Origin of the sequence: Vibrio sp. 10N.222.49.C12 (genome assembly GCF_041475025.1) — a bacterium.
Taxonomy (GTDB): Bacteria; Pseudomonadota; Gammaproteobacteria; order Enterobacterales; family Vibrionaceae; genus Vibrio; species Vibrio crassostreae_C.
In genome coordinates this window covers 95178-111190 of sequence record NZ_JBFRVF010000019.1, presented here as the reverse complement: position 1 = coordinate 111190, position 16013 = coordinate 95178, and the positions used below count along the sequence as shown (strand labels likewise).

At 43.4% G+C, this 16013-nt stretch carries 16 protein-coding genes, 1 tRNA gene and 1 pseudogene; 9 read left to right on the top strand and 9 right to left on the bottom strand.

Annotation, left to right across the window (positions count from 1 at the left end; all coding sequences use genetic code 11):
- The first annotated feature begins 130 nt into the window (after positions 1 to 130).
- From AB4583_RS06270 to AB4583_RS06255, 4 genes are all read left to right on the top strand, one after another.
- Positions 131 to 904, top strand: a complete 774-nt coding sequence (locus tag AB4583_RS06270; protein ID WP_372116794.1) for a transposase — start codon at positions 131 to 133, stop codon at positions 902 to 904.
- A gap of 372 nt (positions 905 to 1276) precedes the next feature.
- A complete protein-coding gene (gene slyA, locus AB4583_RS06265) occupies positions 1277 to 1744 on the top strand; it encodes a transcriptional regulator SlyA (protein ID WP_372052362.1) in 468 nt (155 codons plus the stop codon).
- 12 nt (positions 1745 to 1756) lie between these two features.
- The gene (locus tag AB4583_RS06260; RefSeq protein ID WP_017068664.1) at positions 1757 to 2818 is read left to right on the top strand and encodes an HlyD family secretion protein; all 1062 of its coding nucleotides are present in this window, start codon (positions 1757 to 1759) and stop codon (positions 2816 to 2818) included.
- A gap of 60 nt (positions 2819 to 2878) precedes the next feature.
- Positions 2879 to 3910: a DUF2955 domain-containing protein gene (locus AB4583_RS06255; protein WP_017059067.1), complete on the top strand. Its 1032-nt coding sequence runs from the start codon at positions 2879 to 2881 to the stop codon at positions 3908 to 3910.
- 320 nt (positions 3911 to 4230) lie between these two features.
- Here AB4583_RS06255 and AB4583_RS06250 read toward each other — a convergent pair.
- The 4 genes and pseudogenes from AB4583_RS06250 to AB4583_RS06235 all read right to left on the bottom strand — a co-directional run.
- Positions 4231 to 4585 (bottom strand): annotated as a pseudogene (locus AB4583_RS06250) (transposase); the annotation flags it as partial.
- Between the two features lie 138 nt (positions 4586 to 4723).
- Positions 4724 to 5518, bottom strand: coding sequence for a class III extradiol ring-cleavage dioxygenase (locus AB4583_RS06245; RefSeq protein WP_372116792.1), 795 nt, complete (start codon positions 5516 to 5518; stop codon positions 4724 to 4726).
- Positions 5515 to 6468 (bottom strand): glutathione S-transferase family protein, encoded by a 954-nt coding sequence (locus AB4583_RS06240; protein WP_017039294.1) that lies wholly within the window; start codon positions 6466 to 6468, stop codon positions 5515 to 5517. The genes AB4583_RS06245 and AB4583_RS06240 overlap by 4 nt, the downstream gene beginning before the upstream one ends.
- A gap of 89 nt (positions 6469 to 6557) precedes the next feature.
- Positions 6558 to 7010, bottom strand: a complete 453-nt coding sequence (locus AB4583_RS06235; RefSeq protein ID WP_017037256.1) for a DoxX family protein — start codon at positions 7008 to 7010, stop codon at positions 6558 to 6560.
- Positions 7011 to 7154: 144 nt separating this feature from the next.
- Here AB4583_RS06235 and AB4583_RS06230 point away from each other — a divergent pair, with 144 nt between their 5' ends.
- Positions 7155 to 8066 (top strand): LysR family transcriptional regulator, encoded by a 912-nt coding sequence (locus AB4583_RS06230; RefSeq protein WP_372116790.1) that lies wholly within the window; start codon positions 7155 to 7157, stop codon positions 8064 to 8066.
- Between the two features lie 222 nt (positions 8067 to 8288).
- Here the strand turns inward: AB4583_RS06230 and AB4583_RS06225 are convergent, their stop codons facing one another.
- From AB4583_RS06225 to AB4583_RS06215, 3 genes are all read right to left on the bottom strand, one after another.
- Positions 8289 to 8606, bottom strand: coding sequence for a hypothetical protein (locus tag AB4583_RS06225; protein WP_017068659.1), 318 nt, complete (start codon positions 8604 to 8606; stop codon positions 8289 to 8291).
- Positions 8606 to 9091 carry a DUF4405 domain-containing protein gene (locus AB4583_RS06220; protein WP_032546226.1) on the bottom strand — a complete coding sequence of 162 codons (486 nt, stop codon included), beginning with the start codon at positions 9089 to 9091 and terminating at the stop codon, positions 8606 to 8608. Before AB4583_RS06220 ends, AB4583_RS06225 begins: the two co-directional genes overlap by 1 nt.
- A 296-nt stretch (positions 9092 to 9387) precedes the next feature.
- Entirely contained in the window at positions 9388 to 9888 is a 501-nt protein-coding gene (locus tag AB4583_RS06215; protein WP_372116788.1) for a nuclear transport factor 2 family protein, read from the bottom strand.
- Between the two features lie 191 nt (positions 9889 to 10079).
- Between AB4583_RS06215 and AB4583_RS06210 the strand changes: the two genes are divergently transcribed.
- The gene (locus AB4583_RS06210) at positions 10080 to 10301 is read left to right on the top strand and encodes a LysR family transcriptional regulator (RefSeq protein WP_372116786.1); all 222 of its coding nucleotides are present in this window, start codon (positions 10080 to 10082) and stop codon (positions 10299 to 10301) included.
- A 28-nt stretch (positions 10302 to 10329) separates the two neighbouring features.
- Entirely contained in the window at positions 10330 to 11325 is a 996-nt protein-coding gene (locus AB4583_RS06205) for an ABC transporter substrate-binding protein (protein WP_102320038.1), read from the top strand.
- Between the two features lie 100 nt (positions 11326 to 11425).
- On the opposite strand, the gene AB4583_RS06200 is transcribed toward AB4583_RS06205, so the two are convergent.
- On the bottom strand, positions 11426 to 12277 hold the full coding sequence (locus AB4583_RS06200) for an SDR family oxidoreductase (RefSeq protein ID WP_017068687.1): 852 nt from the start codon (positions 12275 to 12277) through the stop codon (positions 11426 to 11428).
- A gap of 326 nt (positions 12278 to 12603) precedes the next feature.
- Here AB4583_RS06200 and AB4583_RS06195 point away from each other — a divergent pair, with 326 nt between their 5' ends.
- On the top strand, positions 12604 to 12744 hold the full coding sequence (locus AB4583_RS06195; RefSeq protein ID WP_081325182.1) for an MbcA/ParS/Xre antitoxin family protein: 141 nt from the start codon (positions 12604 to 12606) through the stop codon (positions 12742 to 12744).
- Between the two features lie 787 nt (positions 12745 to 13531).
- Positions 13532 to 13622: transfer RNA gene (locus AB4583_RS06190), tRNA-Ser, on the top strand.
- A 75-nt stretch (positions 13623 to 13697) separates the two neighbouring features.
- On the opposite strand, the gene AB4583_RS06185 is transcribed toward AB4583_RS06190, so the two are convergent.
- Positions 13698 to 15824 carry a methyl-accepting chemotaxis protein gene (locus AB4583_RS06185; protein ID WP_372116784.1) on the bottom strand — a complete coding sequence of 709 codons (2127 nt, stop codon included), beginning with the start codon at positions 15822 to 15824 and terminating at the stop codon, positions 13698 to 13700.
- Between the last annotated feature and the right edge of the window lie 189 nt (positions 15825 to 16013).

Sequence of the window (16013 nt, the reverse complement as noted above, 5' to 3'; positions counted from 1 at the left end):
GTACTTTTCGCCATTTTTTGGAGGGTGTCAGCATTAAAGAATTGCTTAAATTGCTTCTGTAAGGAGATAATCGTCATCGGCTTCACTATTGATGTAGGTAGTTTGTTTGGCGACGATTATCTGATCATAAATGAAGCCTTTTTTCTATCTAAATAAACAAGAGCGATTCAATTGGGTCGTGCATAGCTACTGTTTAATGACCAATCATTACCATCTACTCGTCGAAACTCCTGATGGGAACTTAAGTAAGGGAATGCGTCAGCTTAATGGTGTGTATACCCAAAAGTTCAATAGAAAACATAACCGAGTCGGTCATCTATACCAAGGTCGCTTTAAAGCCATTTTAGTCGACAAAGACGCTTATCTATTGGAAGTGGGACGTTACATTTTACTTAACCCCGTTCGTGCAAATATAGTGGATACACCGAACGAATATGAGTGGATCAGTTGGCCTTTTGTTACTGGTTTAAAAGAGTCACCAGACTGGCTAGCGGTTGATCAAACCTTGTTTCAATTTGGCCGCCAGAGAAATAAGGCTGTTGAGAAATACAAGCAATTCGTTTTCGAGGGGGTTGGTAAGCCACTATGGACAGGATTAAAGCAGCAGGTGTACCTAGGCAGTGATGAGTTTGTGAACAGTCATCTTCCTAATTTGAATTTAGCAGAGGGAGATATCAAAGAGGTTCCGGCAAAACAGCGACGTGCTAAACCTCTTTCGCTAAAGGAGTACCAAGACTCAGCGCCTAGTAGAAATGATGCCATTATTGCTGCATTTAATAGCGGTGGCTATACGCAAAAGCAAATAGGGAATCACTTCGACTTACATTATTCACGAGTCAGCCGTATAGTGGCAAAAGGCAAGACCTGCCCCCCCCCCGTTGTTAGGTATGCCCGTAAGAAATGAAGTGGCTTAATTGCTCGCAGCCCTTGGGGTTACTACGCTCTTAGGGAGGGATTGTTCAACAACGCCACCTGTAAATCTCAAAAATCCTACATATTTTTCTTTAAAATTCCGCTTCCGTTTATTTTGTGACTGAATGGGCGCGTTAGCTAATATTTTTTGTCATCTACTGTGTTTCTGGCTCAGCGATTGGGTTGGCTGGGTTAAAATTTATTGGTAAAAGATCGGATGTCCTATTTCACTTCCATTTTTATTCTTTTTTTTCATTACTTTAAGGGGATTTAGGCTTATGAGGCGATTTTGATAGTATAAAACAATTTACTTAGCGTGCTAACCAAGTATAATAGTTAGCACGCTAAGTAAATGGGAACCATGATGCAAAAAGAATTCGACCATATGAAAGAGCTATCACTGGCAGAACAATTGGGGCGTCTGCATCGCTTATGGCGCACCTCTGTTGACATTGAACTTGCCCCTTTAGAGTTAACTTACCCACGCTGGACAGCCTTATGGAAACTGTGGCGATTAGGCGACAACCTCAGTCAAAAAGTATTAGCCAATGCCTTAGAAATTGAACTGGCCTCTTTAATGCGCACCTTAGCCCAATTAGAACAGCAAGGGCTCATTGAACGCCACTGTTGCCCCCATGATAAACGCGCCAGACTTGTCAATTTGACTCCTGCTGGACTCGATTTAATAACGAAAGTTGAAGTAACAATTATCAATATCCGTAGCCAATTGCTCTTAGGCATAAACGCTGAAGAACTTACTGAGTTTGAAAGAGTAATTAATCTGATTGGTAATAATGCGTTAACCAAATTAGCTAAAATGACAGACAAGTAAGTGAATACAAATATGACACCAGATCAACAATTTTCGCGGCTAACAAAAATTGCCTTAGCAGGCTTTATGCTGGTATTTGGTTACTTTATGTTTGCTGATGCGACTATGCCATTAACGCCGCAGGCTATGGCAACTCGGGTTGTGACTAAGGTTACCCCACAAGTTAATGGCCGCATTAAAACTATTGCTGTCACTAATAACCAAGTTGTTAGCAAGGGTGAATTACTGTTTAAAGTAGATCCTAGACCGTATAAGTTAGCGGTAGATGAAGCGCAGTTGGCTTTAGAGCAAGTCCAGCAAGATAACGCTGAGCTAGATGCCTCTTTGTTAGCGGCGCAAGCTGATGTCAATGCCAGCCAAACCACATCACAACAAAAACGCAGCGAAGCAAAGCGTCTTGATGCACTGTACAAAACTAATGGCGTATCCCAACAGCAACGCGATCAAGCTGACAGCGATGCCGCTGCGGCTGAAGCAAATTTGCTGGCAACCCAAGCCCGTTTAAAGCAATTAGAAGTGAGCCGCGGTGTTTACGGTAACAATAACTTAAAAGTACGTCAGGCCGAAAATCGCTTAGCCCAAGCCAAATTAAACCTGTCTTATACCCAAGTTCATGCGGATCAAGACGGCACAGTTACTAACTTGCAAATCATGGTCGGCGGCTTTGCGGCCATTGGCCAGCCACTGCTGGCTCTTGTTTCTGATGATGTGGATATTATTGCTGATTTTAGAGAAAAGGCATTACGAGATGTCTCAATTTCATCTAAAGCCCTTGTTGCGTTTGACGGTGAACCAGGCCGTTTATATCGCGCCCACGTCAGCAGTATTGATGCTGGGGTTAGCGCCGGACAGTTCGATGCCAATGGCAGTTTAGCGACTCCGCAACAATCTGATCGCTGGGTCCGTGACGCCCAAAGAATGAGATTGCATTTACAATTAGATAATGACGAAGTCATGAGAACATTGCCAACGGGGGCACGGGCGACGGTGCAGATAATGCCAGAAAATAGTTTGCTGAACTTATTAGCTCATGGGCAGATTAAAGCCATCAGTATGCTGCACTATATCTATTAACATCAAACATTTGATAGATGCGCTATTTTAAATATATTACAGCGACACAAGGCAACAATCATGTTACTAAGATTTAATCCCATGACAGCCAATGATTTACGTCAATGTCTACGTATTGCCACTGCTGGCACGATTGGCTTTACTGTGTGCAAACTGTTCGGCTTTAGTAACGGGGTGTTTTATACTGTTACCCCTATGGTATTGCTAGGGCTAGCACCTGTGTTCACCGCCCATGTCGCGCGGCAGGTGTTGGCGTCTTCTGTCACAGCTGGATTAGTGGTAGGCGTTATCGGTGGTTTATTTGGTGGCCATCCAGTCTTAATGACCCTGATTATTTTTGGGGTGTTTGTTGGCTTTTTTACCGCCATGACCCGCGGCAGTTTTTTTCTTTATGGTGCCAATAGTTTACTTAATCTGAGCATCATGCTTAATTTTGCCAGTTACCCTGATACTGATCTAAACGGTCTCATCGGCGCTAATCTCGGCGCCACAATACTGGCAATCATTATCGCCTATATCATGGTCTCGTTAATCCCTGATGTTGAACCCAGAAAATTGCAAAAACCACCAGCAAAATCAGTAAATCGAATGCGACATGAAGTATTACTGGGGGCAACTATCGCCACAGCATCTTTTGTAGTGTTCCAGATATTTAATCTGCAAGACTCTATGTCGGCGCAAGCTGCCACAATTTTATTACTTTATCCGATGCATTTTACTGGGGTATTAAATTATGCCCTTAAACGTGCGATAGGTACCTTTCTTGGAGTGACATTCGGTGTGTTAGCCCAGTTGTTTCTTTATGATTGGTCAGGGCTGTTGATCTTAGTCGTGCCGGTTTTATGGTTTGGGTTAATGCTATTTAGCCAAGTACACGTCAAAGAAAACGTCGGCGCTGGGGTTGGCTTTGGAGCGATGACCACGCTGGGGATTTTATTTGGCCAATACCTCACCCCAGGTAGCGATCTGATATATAGTGCACTTTACCGTATTAGCAGTATTTTGGTTGCCATCGTAGCGACTTTATTACTGTGTTACATCATGCACACTTTACTTAACCGATTTGCTGCAACGCGCTTAAGTTATCAGTAATGCTGATAATGATTAATCGAGCATGGAAAAAAACTGCTTGTGACTCAGCATTAGAAACAATAGGGTCTTGTCTTTTGTCTCTCATAACAATCACCTGATTCCAGTACGGGATCAGGTACTAGTATTTCAATAAAGCAATTGGAGACACCGTTGAAACTTTTTCCTCTTTGCCATACCTGTAGTTATTCATGATTTGCTAATGTTTACTTTTCCGAAACTCATTTCTGCCCAAAGGTATGCTGGCGGTAGCATGTAACGCAAAAATGCCCTCAATGAAATGAGTTCTATTGCTTGAAAGTCGTGCGCCACTGAACCGGCGATAGCTTGTTGTTCCAATGACTTTGGACGACTGTACTTGATACCAATTTGTATAGCGGCGTTAGCGATGGCGAGAGCATCATTATGATCCGTTTTATGACCTTCTAGGTATCCTTTCACCTTCTTAGGGTTAATGATTCGGACTTCATGCCCAAGTTTTTCTGCTAATTGCCCCCAGTAATGGCAACCGCAACAACCTTCCATGGCGACAATCGAAGGCTTAGCCTTTGCCAAGAACTCTTTCATCTTCTGGCGACTCAGAGGTTTATTGGACATTAGCTCACCATGAATGCTGATATGGCAGGCTTGAAGAACATTTTTTGCTAAGTCGATAGCGATAACATTTTTAGTCAACATATTGGAACCCTCGGTTTTTTCTCACACTCCTAAGTCTAGATTGCTAAGGAGGGAGTGGATTCCATACATCATGTTAGCCTTGCAGTTTATACTTATCTTGGTTGATGCTGTTTTTCTAAACTAAAGTAATGTTATTGCTCACTGAGACCAAACATAACTCTCCATTGAAATGGAGTGATGCAAGATTGGACTTTCCAACACCGTAAGATTATCAGCGTCATCTTTTGCTCCCATAGCAATAACTAACGGCAAATAATGCTCAGAGGTAGGATGTGACTTCGCATAGTGAACAGACTTAACGTGAGGCTGTTTTGCCTCCGCTAAATTGCCTTCAAGAGCGATTTTCCGTGCCCAATTTTGGAATTTGTTTGCATATTCTGCGACGCGCTCGTGACTCATTCGAATGTCATATAAATTGTGCGTCAGGCTACCTGAGCAGATAACCGCAATATTCTGCTTACGCAATTGTTTCAAGGTATTACCGAGCTTTTCTAGTTCATCTGGTGACAGATCAACATTCAGCGACAATTGCACTATTGGCTTGTCTGCATTTGGGCGCAGGTGATACAGCGGTACCCAAACACCGTGATCCCAGCCTCGGTAATTGTCCGCCTTAGTTTCGAAACCATTGTTGGTTAATAAGTCGATGACTTTATTACCAACAATGTGTGAGCCCATCGCAGGATAGTTCAATTCGTACAATTCAGGTGGAAAGCCACCAAAGTCGTGAATGGTTTCTGGTTGGTCGTTGGTGATAACGACATTACCGCGGGCAACCCAATGTGGTGATATCACTAATATAGCTTCCACATCATCAAATTTAGCTACTTGATGGGTTAAATTATCGGTCGCCTGTTGTTGAGCCTCGATGCTTGCGCCTAACGCAAACATCGGAGAACCGTGACCAACGAACATCAGAGGTGCTAGTTTCATACTCCCTCCGGTAAATATTTAAACCAATCCAAGTACGGCCCCTGAGGAATTATGCCAGATGGATTTAGCGCAGTTACCGAGTAATAGCCCGCTTTAATATGATCGACACGAGTGTTTTTCGCAAAGGCTTCGATTTGTAATAAGCGGTCCAAATACGCTGACAACGCAGGGTAGTCAGAGATGGCTTTGATGTTAGTTTTAAATAGGCCATGGTAGGCCACATCAAATCGGATCAAGGTAACGAATAACCGAATGTCGCTTTCGGTTAGTTGGTTGCCAACGGCAAAATCGTTATTCGCAAAATGTGTTTCCAGTTCTTCTAAGCGAGCGAAAATATCAACCATGGCTTCGTCGTAAGCTTTCTGGCTTGAAGCGAATCCTGCGCGATACACGCCATTGTTTAAGCTGTCGTAGATACTGGCATTAAACTCTTCAATTTGTGATTGCAACTCAGTCGGGTACAAATTGATGTTTGAATTATGAATCGGTCTTAAGTCTTCGTTCAAAATATGAAGAATATCAGCAGACTCGTTGTTGATGATTTTGTTATCACCACAATCCCAAAGTACAGGCACAGTCGCTCGACCAGTGTATTGGTCATCAGTCATCGTATAAAGATGGTGAGCGTATTCCACTCCCTCAATGCCACTCTCTGTAGAGCCTACCGTTGAATCAGATTCACCCCCAAATTGCCAACCGAAATCTGTTAGTACTGGGTCTAAGATTTTTACGTCAATTACATCTTCTAAGTTAAACAACGAGCGAGCAATTAATGTGCGTGTTGCCCAAGGACAAATGTAAGCAGCATAGAGTCGCAAACCTTTATCGACTGCTGACTGTGCATCGTCAATGCGATTTGTGAATGCGCTGCTTTGGCGGATGAAGCGGCCTTCACTGTCTTTCTCTTGAACGGGATCCCACTTGCGTTCCCACTTACCATTTACCAACATAATCTTTCCTTATTTCGAAGAGCCCCTTGCGAGCGTACGCCATGGGCGTCTGTTGTTTGTCTAATTTGTTTCGAGTCCAATAGCTTTTATTAAGCGGTTTTGGTTGCACCAAGTAAGCGGTTATCAATGGCAAACTTTCCGCCACCTTGAATGGCTAGCGCTAAAGTGGCAGCGAATAACGCCAAAGCAAACTCGTAACCGTTATTGCTGATAAATAAGCCATGGCTGATGTGAACGCTGAAGATTGCCACTAACATGGCAAATGCATTGACCAGTGCTGCTGGGCGAGTCAAAAGGCCAAATATCAAGGCTAAACCTCCGAAGAATTCTGCACTGCCAGCCATCAATGCCATTAGGTAACCGGGTGCTAGCCCAATGCTTGCCATCCATTGGCCAGTACCTTCAAGTCCATAGCCACCAAACCAGCCAAACAGCTTTTGCGCACCATGTGCAGCCAAAATGATTCCTACCGGAACTCTCAGTACTAGTGCCGCAAAGCCAGCATTGGATTGAATTACTTTGTTAAAAATGTGCTTGTTCATGGTATTTCCCTCAGAGTTGATTTATTCAAGTAAGTCTTAACTTGGGAATAAGATTAATCTTTCTCCTTTAGATGATAAATGGCATTATCATTGAATGATTTCCAATGTATTGTTGGTAATTGACTTATTAAAAGGATTTGTTTAATGGATAGGATTGACACCATGAAGGCGTTTCTCACGGTCTCTAGAGAAGGCAGTTTTACCAAGGCAGCAGAGAAACTGGGAACGTCAAATCAGTTGGTCAGTAAGTACGTATCTCATTTGGAGGAACAACTCGGGGTACGCCTGCTTAACCGCACGACGAGAAAAGTACACCTTACAGAAGCGGGCGAGCGATGTGTGCAACACGTTCAGCACATTTTGGAAAGTATTCAAGACATGGAAGGGAGCATGGGGCAGTTAAAGAATGAGGCGCAAGGTTTACTGCGTATCAGTGCTCCTGTGACTTTTGCTACCAAGCATCTCGCTTCACTTATTCGGGATTTTAAGCAGCTCAATCCGGCTGTGGGTATCGATTTGCAACTCAACGATCGGAAAGTCGATGTGGTTGAGGAGGGCTTTGATTTAGCGTTACGGATCGGGCAATTAAAAAGCTCATCCTTAATTGCAAAGCGTGTTGCTCCGGTTCGGTTGGTTATGTGTGCTTCCCCAGACTATCTTGAACGGCATGGAACGCCAGAGCATCCGGAACAGCTTATTCCAGAGCATCTGCTAAGCTACAGCTACATGGATTACAGTCAATCCGAGTCCCCACTTATGAATGCGCTGAAGCGCTCGTCAAAAGAGGAGAGTTCCGGTATATCCTGCAACAACGGCGATATCCTCGTTGAGTCCGCTATAGCGGGAGAGGGTTATGTTTTTCAACCCACTTTTATCGTGTCTGACGCAGTAAAGAAGGGCCAACTTAACGTTATTCTAAAAGAGTTTGAGCCAGAACCCATGGCGCTACATGCGGTGTATCCGCACCGTAAGCTGATTGCGACTAAGTTGAGTGTTTTTATTGAGTTTCTCAGTGACTATTATGGTGATTTACCGTATTGGGATGATGTTTTTTAAGACTTGAACGGCTCCTGTAGTGGCTAAGTGAACTTGCCCACGTAGTTAGAGGTTTGCAATACCTGAGTTAATCCTTTAAATGCTAATTTAGCAGAATCACTGACTCATAAATGTCCAACTCCGTGCTGACTGGGTAGATCATCGTAAGGCAGACCTGCCCCAGCTAGTTCACTGACAGCGCGCGCGTCGAATGTTAGACGCACTGGCTGAGACATTGCTTGACTAGTGGACTGGCCGAGTAGGCTTGTTTTGGTTGTCGTGTGTACGTTTTTTGAAGACAAAAGCAGAGAGCTTTAACACGCCATAACACAAAAAGGCGGGCACCATGGTCAGCACAGTAAGCTTAACAAATGAGACGCCGAAAACCGCTAACCCAGATAGGTTTCGTTTTCCTTCTTCGAGTGCAAGCTCGGTTGCTGCACTATTTATTGTTCCTGCCCAAGTTGATAGCTCTAGGGTCCACATTACTGCGCAGATGATAAGCGAGATGATTAAGACAATAGCAGAGCGCTGCTTCCAACGATAAACGAGATATTTCATTATACACCTGCCTTAGTGTTGTGTTTCTGTCTCATTTTTCTGCTCACACCTTTTATCCACTGCCAGTGCAGAGCGAGATGGATACCAAGCATTGGCATCACTAGGTTTCCTAGGTCATGATGTAGCTTGGACCAAACAGGCAGTATCTCTACTGGCATACCTAGCTGAGGTAGCAAAGCTTCGGAAACTAAGAATCCGCTGAGTGTTGCCATCAGCATGACCAAGTAGAACAAAGCATCCCAAACCGCATTGAATCGATCTTTAGCAGATTGTTTGTGGATGAAATTTTTTGGAAGAGATACCATCCAGTTCCAATGCAGTAGTAAGTGGATAATCAAAGGAATAATAAACAAAAGGCTCAGCCATTCGTGAGCTGCTACACCTGTTGCTTTGGGGATACAGACTAAGATAAAGCCGATCAGCAATAGGATGTCCATGACATACTGAGTCTTTACCAAACTGTCTTTCCATGTACGGGTTTGCATGATCAATTGCCTGATAGGTTGTTAAGCCATAAAAATTCATGCTTATAAACTATCAAGTTGGCACCTTGATTCAACTGATTTTACAGTCATTTACAGTTAGAAATGCCGCGCGTCTTGATAGCACGGCATTTGTGATCGGCTCCAAATAGATTGAGTATCAAATTAAGCGACTTTTCATGCCTTAAGAATCGGGCTTTTTACCAGTTTATGTCCCGTCCTGAAATGTGTTTACACACTGAGAGGTAGCCTCTCAGTGTTAAGTCAATTCTTAGTAAAATCAAACATGTTTAGAGTTGTTATTTCTCTGTGTGATAGGCTTTTGAGACAGCAAAGCTGTCTTCAAACCAGTTCCAACTCTTTACTTTCCCATCGACGACTTGAACGCGCACAGCCCAACTAAATTTTCCAGTGTCAGCGCCAGTGTTGTTTGCTGTGGCACTCATGGTCCCCATAAAGACGGCTTGATCACCGTTGGCAAAACTATAATCTGTAGTCCAGCTCGTTGTTTTTAATCCAGCACCAAAGCGAGGCAAGAAGGTATTTAAAACTGTTTCTTTAGACTCCCAGTTACCAATCCAAGGAATAGAATCATCTCCTTCATTATGCCAAACAAAATCGTCAGCCATTAGAGTACTTAGCTTTTCCATATCCCCAGATCCAGCAGCCCGCAGAAAAGCTTGGGCAACCTCTAGGGTTTTTGCAGATTGTTCTGCCTTAGATTTATCCATGTCTGTTGCGTAACTTGCTTGAATTACTGCGAATAAGCTGAAATATATCACTAAAATTGTTTTTAACATTACGTCTCTCCGTTTATTTGAACGTAGGATGAAGCAAACGACTCCCTCTGTAAAAGTAGAAGTCGAATAGAGCTGAATCAAATGTATTGAGCTTGATGGTACTGTGGTAGATAAGGGAATTTGGGCAATAGGCTTTGCAATAAAGCTGATCAGTCAAATTTTAAGAGCACAACCGAGCCTAAAATGATTTCTTGTCCAGAACTGCAAGGCGCATGGGTAAAACAATCAGTGCGATTTCAAAAAGCATGCAGAAAATTTGTGAAGAGCTAGATGATGAGTTACTTGTACGTCAATCATCTGGATTCCAGCTCACTAACTCAATGTCTAGGGCTGCTGGTGCGGATCACAAATCGTTTAAATTTAGATCTCAGTCTCTTTTCTACGTCGAACATTTCTGTTTCTATAGCGAATAAGCTTCTGACAAGAAAAGGAATTACGTCAATGCAGAATAACAAATCCATGCTTTCCATCGCAGTACTTGCTGCGTTTTCTGTACACGCTAGTGCTGACGAATGCGGAGAGATCACCATTGCAGACATGAACTGGAACTCGGCGAGCCTTATTGCTCATGTCGACCAATTCATTTTGAATAACGGCTACGGCTGTGCAGCGGATTTAATCCCCGGTGATAGCGTCCCTACGGGCACGTCAATGATTGAAAAGGGTCAACCTGATGTTGCGCCTGAGCTTTGGACTAACGGCATCAAAGAAGCGTTAGATAAGGGTGTGGCGGATAAGCGGCTACGTTACGCAGGCAAGTCTTTAGTAAACGGCGGTGAAGAAGGTTTCTGGATACCTAACTATCTTGTTGAACAATATCCAGAGATGACGACAATCGAAGGTGTCATCAAACACGCTAATCTATTCGCACACCCAGAAGACGATGAAAAGTTCGCATTCTATAGCTGCCCGGCAGGATGGACATGTCAGATTACTTCCGAACACTTATTTAATGCTATGGGTTTAGATAAACATGGATTTGAAATGGTGGACCCGGGTTCAGGTGCTGCACTAGCAGGAACCATTGCCAAAGCTTATGAGCGTGAGAAACCATGGTTTGGTTACTATTGGTCACCAACACCTGTGTTGGGTAAATACGATATGGTTAAAGTTGATTTCGGAAGTGGTACCGACATTGAGGAATTCCGTAACTGTACGACACAACCCGATTGTGAATCTCCTAAAGTGACCATGTATCCACCAGCACCGGTTCACACTATCACCACAGAAGCCTTTGCTAATAATGAGCATCTTGCTTACCAATACTTTGAAAAACGTGGTTTTACCAATAAACAAATGAGCGAGTTGTTAGCCTGGATGGAAGACAACCAAGCCGACGCCGAAGAAGCCATGTATTACTTTCTAGAAAGCTCACCACAGGTATGGAAGCCTTGGGTATCAGCAAGTGTCGCCACCAAGGTAGAAGAAGCCCTATAAGGCTTATCAAAGCTAATAAAGGTTATTCCAACAACGAGAAAGTCTGGTCAATTGCCAGACTTTCTATCTTTTGAACGCCATAAATGAGGGCGTTCAGAAACTATTGATGAGATTTAAGCTCTGAAAAGTAATCTTGCCAGCTAACATGCTTGCGTCCTGCAGCTTGTTCGAAATGACTCGGGTTATCTGACTTCCCTTCAAGGATGCCTTGATAAATACCAGCGATAACCGTTCCAATAAAGTCACCCAACTCAGCCACTCTGTCTAGTCGATACTCTTCAACGCTCATCGACGTGAATGTAAGGTTCGTCCCAAACGCACTATTCATGTAATCAGTGAGCTGTGCTTGAGTAATGGCATCGCCGTGTAGATTGTAGGTATTGCCGTTATGTATATCTTCAACAAGCATGCGGGCGTAAGCGTAACCTAGCTCTTCTCGGGTTGTATAACCACACTGGCCTTCACCTGCGCAGTTAAAGATGCCCCCCGCTTTCTTATAACTATCAATGTATTCGATGTCAGGTTCGATATAGATGCCATTACGGCCGTTCACCCATTCAAGTCCGCTCTCACGAACATCTCGCTCTGTTTGACGATTACTTTGAATAACAGGGGAAAATGCCGTGTTCTCCTCGGCCCCTTGTACGCTGGTATAAACAATCTTTCTCACGCCAGCCTTTTTGGCAGCTTCAATCACATTACGATGCTGTCCAATACGTTTATCCGGAGCATCCATACCAGACACTAGCAACACAACATCCACACCTTGCAATGACTGTTCTAGCTGCTCAGCATCCTCATAATCGCCCGGACGCACTTCGACACCCAAGCCGAAAGCGCGCTCTGGTGTTCTTGCTAGAGCAACGACTTGATTTTTCGAGGTTAATTTGACGGTGGCTTCTACAATAGCAGAGCCCAACTTCCCACTTGCGGCAGTAACAGCAATCTTCATCCTTTGTCCCTCTTGGTCATCTAGCAGTTATCTTCGTACATTTAGTAATATACTAGATCATTACAAAAACAGTGTACGTCTTCATAGCCGTTTTTGTTCGCGACCCGAATAAGGAAACTCTCTAGAGTCTCATCGTTGTGTGGTTTTGGTCGCTGTAGAAACATAATTAAATTACAGGCTCGTAACCCCCAAAAAAGTATTAATTTAGCCGATTGAACTTTAAAAAATGTTTGATTTTGATTGTGTGCGTAGACTGTCCGCTCGCAAATAGAAACTGTGATGTGATTAGGTTCAGATAAGTGTTTGCCCAAAAGCGTGCCAGTGATATGGATATGGCGGAGGAATGGCTCTGCACCCCTAAATATTTCCTCAACCATGAGACGCCTCTAGATGCTCTCACTACGCCTTGTGGAGCTAATCGAGTCGTTGAAGCGATACAACGAATTAAGCTTGGTGACTTCTCTTAGCAATAGCAGACACTTGGTATGGATAAATTCAGCTTAAGCACTACTAATTCAGGAGTAAAGACATATGGTCGATTTTATTCAAAGCAACATTGCCATTCTTATTGGTGTAGGAGGAGGTATTTTTACTGGGATGGTTTTAGCATTGTTGTATGTACTGAAGAAGGTGATTTCAGAACGTCGAAAATAAACCTCTTCACTGCACTATTGGCCAAATAGTATTTGATTAACGATCTGGTTTGTGATTTGATGTATGTGAATCACATTTGTTCAATCCGATTTTTCTAGTTATCGGGTAACATCCTGAAAAAGTTAAGGATGTTTTTAAAAGAGTTCAGGCTAGATAGGGTTCAAATCCCTATCCCTCCACCACTTTAAAGAAAGCCGCTGAGAAATCAGCGGCTTTTTTGCATCTGAAGCTTTTTAAAATATAAAGCTCATCTAACAAAACTCTCTACAGTCCCAGTTTCAAACCCATTCACTTTATACCAAGTTTTAAATTCCGATCTCACCGTTCTAAACTAAAAGTTCATGCGCCTAAGCCACTCCCCTCATAACTTTACCTGCAAGCCAATTAGATACTTTCTTTTTTAATAGCACAGAAACACTTCACGTATAACAAAAGTTGGGAATACTTGGCTTATTGAATATTAGATTTTGTCGGCTTCTTAATAAACCGAACAATAAATAATCATTCAGAACAAAAACACCAAAAAGCGTTCATAAAAAAAGCAGTCAGTTAATAAGGGTATTTACAAGCGAAAGCCACCCTTATATTATACGCGCCATTGGAGGGATGGCTGAGTGGTCGAAAGCACCGGTCTTGAAAACCGGCAACCGTTAATAGCGGTTCTAGGGTTCAAATCCCTATCCCTCCACCACTTTAAAGAAAGCCGCTGAGAAATCAGCGGCTTTTTTGTATCTGGCGTTTGCGTAAAGAACTTACGTATTTTCCACTACGCCACCTTTCGGCTCACTTCAAAACGCCCAATCAATTGGTCTAAACGGCTCAATGCATTGCCCATCAAGGACACTCGACGTGCGAGTTGCTTAGTAGACAGTTGTAAGTCAGATATTGAACGTTGGGCTTTATCTGCCGTTTGTCCATTTTTCTGACTGTTTTCATCTAAGTTAGACATCGTGGTAAAGAGGTCACTCACCGCTGATTGAATTTGCTCACTGCGAGCATTTGAGTCGACTGTTAAGTTTCCTTTACTCACATTCTCGACACCTCGCTCCATGGACTCAACAGCACTGCGAGACTTACTATGCAGCTCTTTCATTAGGTCACTAATATGGTTAGCAGCTTGTGAAGTTCGGTCAGCCAGAGTTCTTACTTCAGAAGCGACGACAGAGAACCCTCTCCCGTGTTCACCTGCTCTTGCCGACTCAATGGCCGCATTCAAGGCCAAAAGGTTAGTCTGCGCGGTAATGTCAGTAATGATATCTATAATGTCAGACACCTTAGTCATTTCATTATTCACCTCATTCACGCTATGCGCCGAGCTTTCTACGATATTGCGAACAATCTCCATGCCTTCGACGGACTGATTGTACTCCTTCTCTGCGCTCAGGACGGCTTGTTTCATCACCGTGTCCATTTGCGTTGCTGAGACACTCGCATGAGTAATTTCGCTCTGTTGATACTGACTCAACTGAAGCATATTGCTTAACGCTTGTGATGCATCATCACTGGTTTGCTTCATCACGACACTGCGACGAAACATCGATTCCGAAACCTCTCTAACTTCGTGACTCGCATGGATCAACTCACTCACCGTGTTATCTAAATTGTCGATAAAACTATTAGTCCAACGCCCTAGGTTGCCAAGTTCATTATGACTGAATGTTGTGGGATCAAGCCTCCGACTTAAGTTGCCATCACCTTCGGCTAAGGTCTGCATTACCCCGGTCATTTCGTGAATCTTCTTCGCTAGTGGTTTGGCGCTAACTAAACGGAATAAGCCCAATGAGATCAACGCGCAAGCGAACATAATGCCACTCTGCATAAAAGGTGTGAGTGTATAAAGGTTGGCAAACAGTAATGGAATAAATAGAGGCAGTAGCATGCAGCTGATGAAGTGTTTAGATAAGGTATAACTTAGGCTTCGGTCTCTGTAGACCTCTTCTAAATCGGACTCACACATCATGCCAAAGGTATCTGGTGAACCATCCAATTGAAAGGTGATACCTTTACCAATAACCGGTATGTGGCGATAGTCGGAATACCCCGGATAACCTATAAACAGGTTACTGCCATTTTTAATGGTTTCTCTTACGCCTGGGTGAAGCTGATTAGTGGCTGGGTCTGTAAAGCGAATCTCAAATTCGGTGTGGTGCTGGATCTTAACCGTTCCCCAATCAGTATGAATCCCTTGCTTTAAGTTCTCGCCGTGTGAAAAGGTATTATCTTCAAAGCGAGAACGAGAGAGCGCAACACCCGGCTGAGTATTAGGATCATGAATGGAGTCGACCATAAAGATATAGTTATCACCCGACTCGCTATAAATATGCCCCGCTTCTCTTTGAATAATGTCACCAATAACATCATTTGGAACACGACCACATAGGAATTGCGGCGCCCCTTCATCCCGAGAAAAGGGGACATAAAACATCAGCGTTACTTGGTCATGAAACGATGAACTCGAAGCCCCTACGTTCAACGTGCGCTGATCCATATACGGCCCATGCAGATAACGCTTTGAAGCCCCTTCAACTAAAGCCTTCTTGTCTCCAAGGTTAACCCCTACATGCTCATGATAACTCGATGCTTGTGCTATCCCCTTAGCATCGACGATCGCCAACTCAGAAAAATCCGTACTGCGTTTAAGAAGGCTAGATAACGTCCCCTGTGCTTGCTCTTCCGTTCGACTTGCCAAATAAACAGCAGAGTCTTCTAAAAAGTCCCATTGATTCTTGACCCAGTTATGCAGAAGTTGAACTCGCGTGTGAGCAATACTTTCAAAAGCTTGTTCAAGCTCCTCCGTCCTACTTCGATTGAGGAAACAAGCTCTGCGCATAGCCAGTTTTCCTGTTGCGCCAAACCAATTAAGCCAACTACGTTCCTTGTCCGTCAGGTTCATTTTTATCCCTTGTGTTTTTATAGACACATGGGTCAAGCAATTTACAGACCACAATTAACCACACAAATACGTAACTAATTAATAAAAAAGTACTTTATATGAGTCACAATGGTGCAAGCGTGTCTTTTATGGTGCAAAAGGCGCTTATTTCACACCATCATTTCAATGAACTATCAGCCGCTAATTTGA

What these genes read in the sequence shown, in the direction of transcription:
- AB4583_RS06215 (WP_372116788.1), bottom strand. Translation starts at nt 9,888, where the DNA reads ATGTTAAAAACAATTTTAGTGATATATTTCAGCTTATTCGCAGTAATT.
- slyA (WP_372052362.1), top strand. Translation starts at nt 1,277, where the DNA reads ATGCAAAAAGAATTCGACCATATGAAAGAGCTATCACTGGCAGAACAA.
- AB4583_RS06235 (WP_017037256.1), bottom strand. Translation starts at nt 7,010, where the DNA reads ATGAACAAGCACATTTTTAACAAAGTAATTCAATCCAATGCTGGCTTT.
- AB4583_RS06195 (WP_081325182.1), top strand. Translation starts at nt 12,604, where the DNA reads ATGGATATGGCGGAGGAATGGCTCTGCACCCCTAAATATTTCCTCAAC.
- AB4583_RS06255 (WP_017059067.1), top strand. Translation starts at nt 2,879, where the DNA reads ATGTTACTAAGATTTAATCCCATGACAGCCAATGATTTACGTCAATGT.
- AB4583_RS06200 (WP_017068687.1), bottom strand. Translation starts at nt 12,277, where the DNA reads ATGAAGATTGCTGTTACTGCCGCAAGTGGGAAGTTGGGCTCTGCTATT.
- AB4583_RS06230 (WP_372116790.1), top strand. Translation starts at nt 7,155, where the DNA reads ATGGATAGGATTGACACCATGAAGGCGTTTCTCACGGTCTCTAGAGAA.
- AB4583_RS06270 (WP_372116794.1), top strand. Translation starts at nt 131, where the DNA reads ATGAAGCCTTTTTTCTATCTAAATAAACAAGAGCGATTCAATTGGGTC.
- AB4583_RS06185 (WP_372116784.1), bottom strand. Translation starts at nt 15,824, where the DNA reads ATGAACCTGACGGACAAGGAACGTAGTTGGCTTAATTGGTTTGGCGCA.
- AB4583_RS06245 (WP_372116792.1), bottom strand. Translation starts at nt 5,518, where the DNA reads ATGAAACTAGCACCTCTGATGTTCGTTGGTCACGGTTCTCCGATGTTT.
- AB4583_RS06225 (WP_017068659.1), bottom strand. Translation starts at nt 8,606, where the DNA reads ATGAAATATCTCGTTTATCGTTGGAAGCAGCGCTCTGCTATTGTCTTA.
- AB4583_RS06260 (WP_017068664.1), top strand. Translation starts at nt 1,757, where the DNA reads ATGACACCAGATCAACAATTTTCGCGGCTAACAAAAATTGCCTTAGCA.
- AB4583_RS06205 (WP_102320038.1), top strand. Translation starts at nt 10,330, where the DNA reads ATGCAGAATAACAAATCCATGCTTTCCATCGCAGTACTTGCTGCGTTT.
- AB4583_RS06240 (WP_017039294.1), bottom strand. Translation starts at nt 6,468, where the DNA reads ATGTTGGTAAATGGTAAGTGGGAACGCAAGTGGGATCCCGTTCAAGAG.
- AB4583_RS06220 (WP_032546226.1), bottom strand. Translation starts at nt 9,091, where the DNA reads ATGCAAACCCGTACATGGAAAGACAGTTTGGTAAAGACTCAGTATGTC.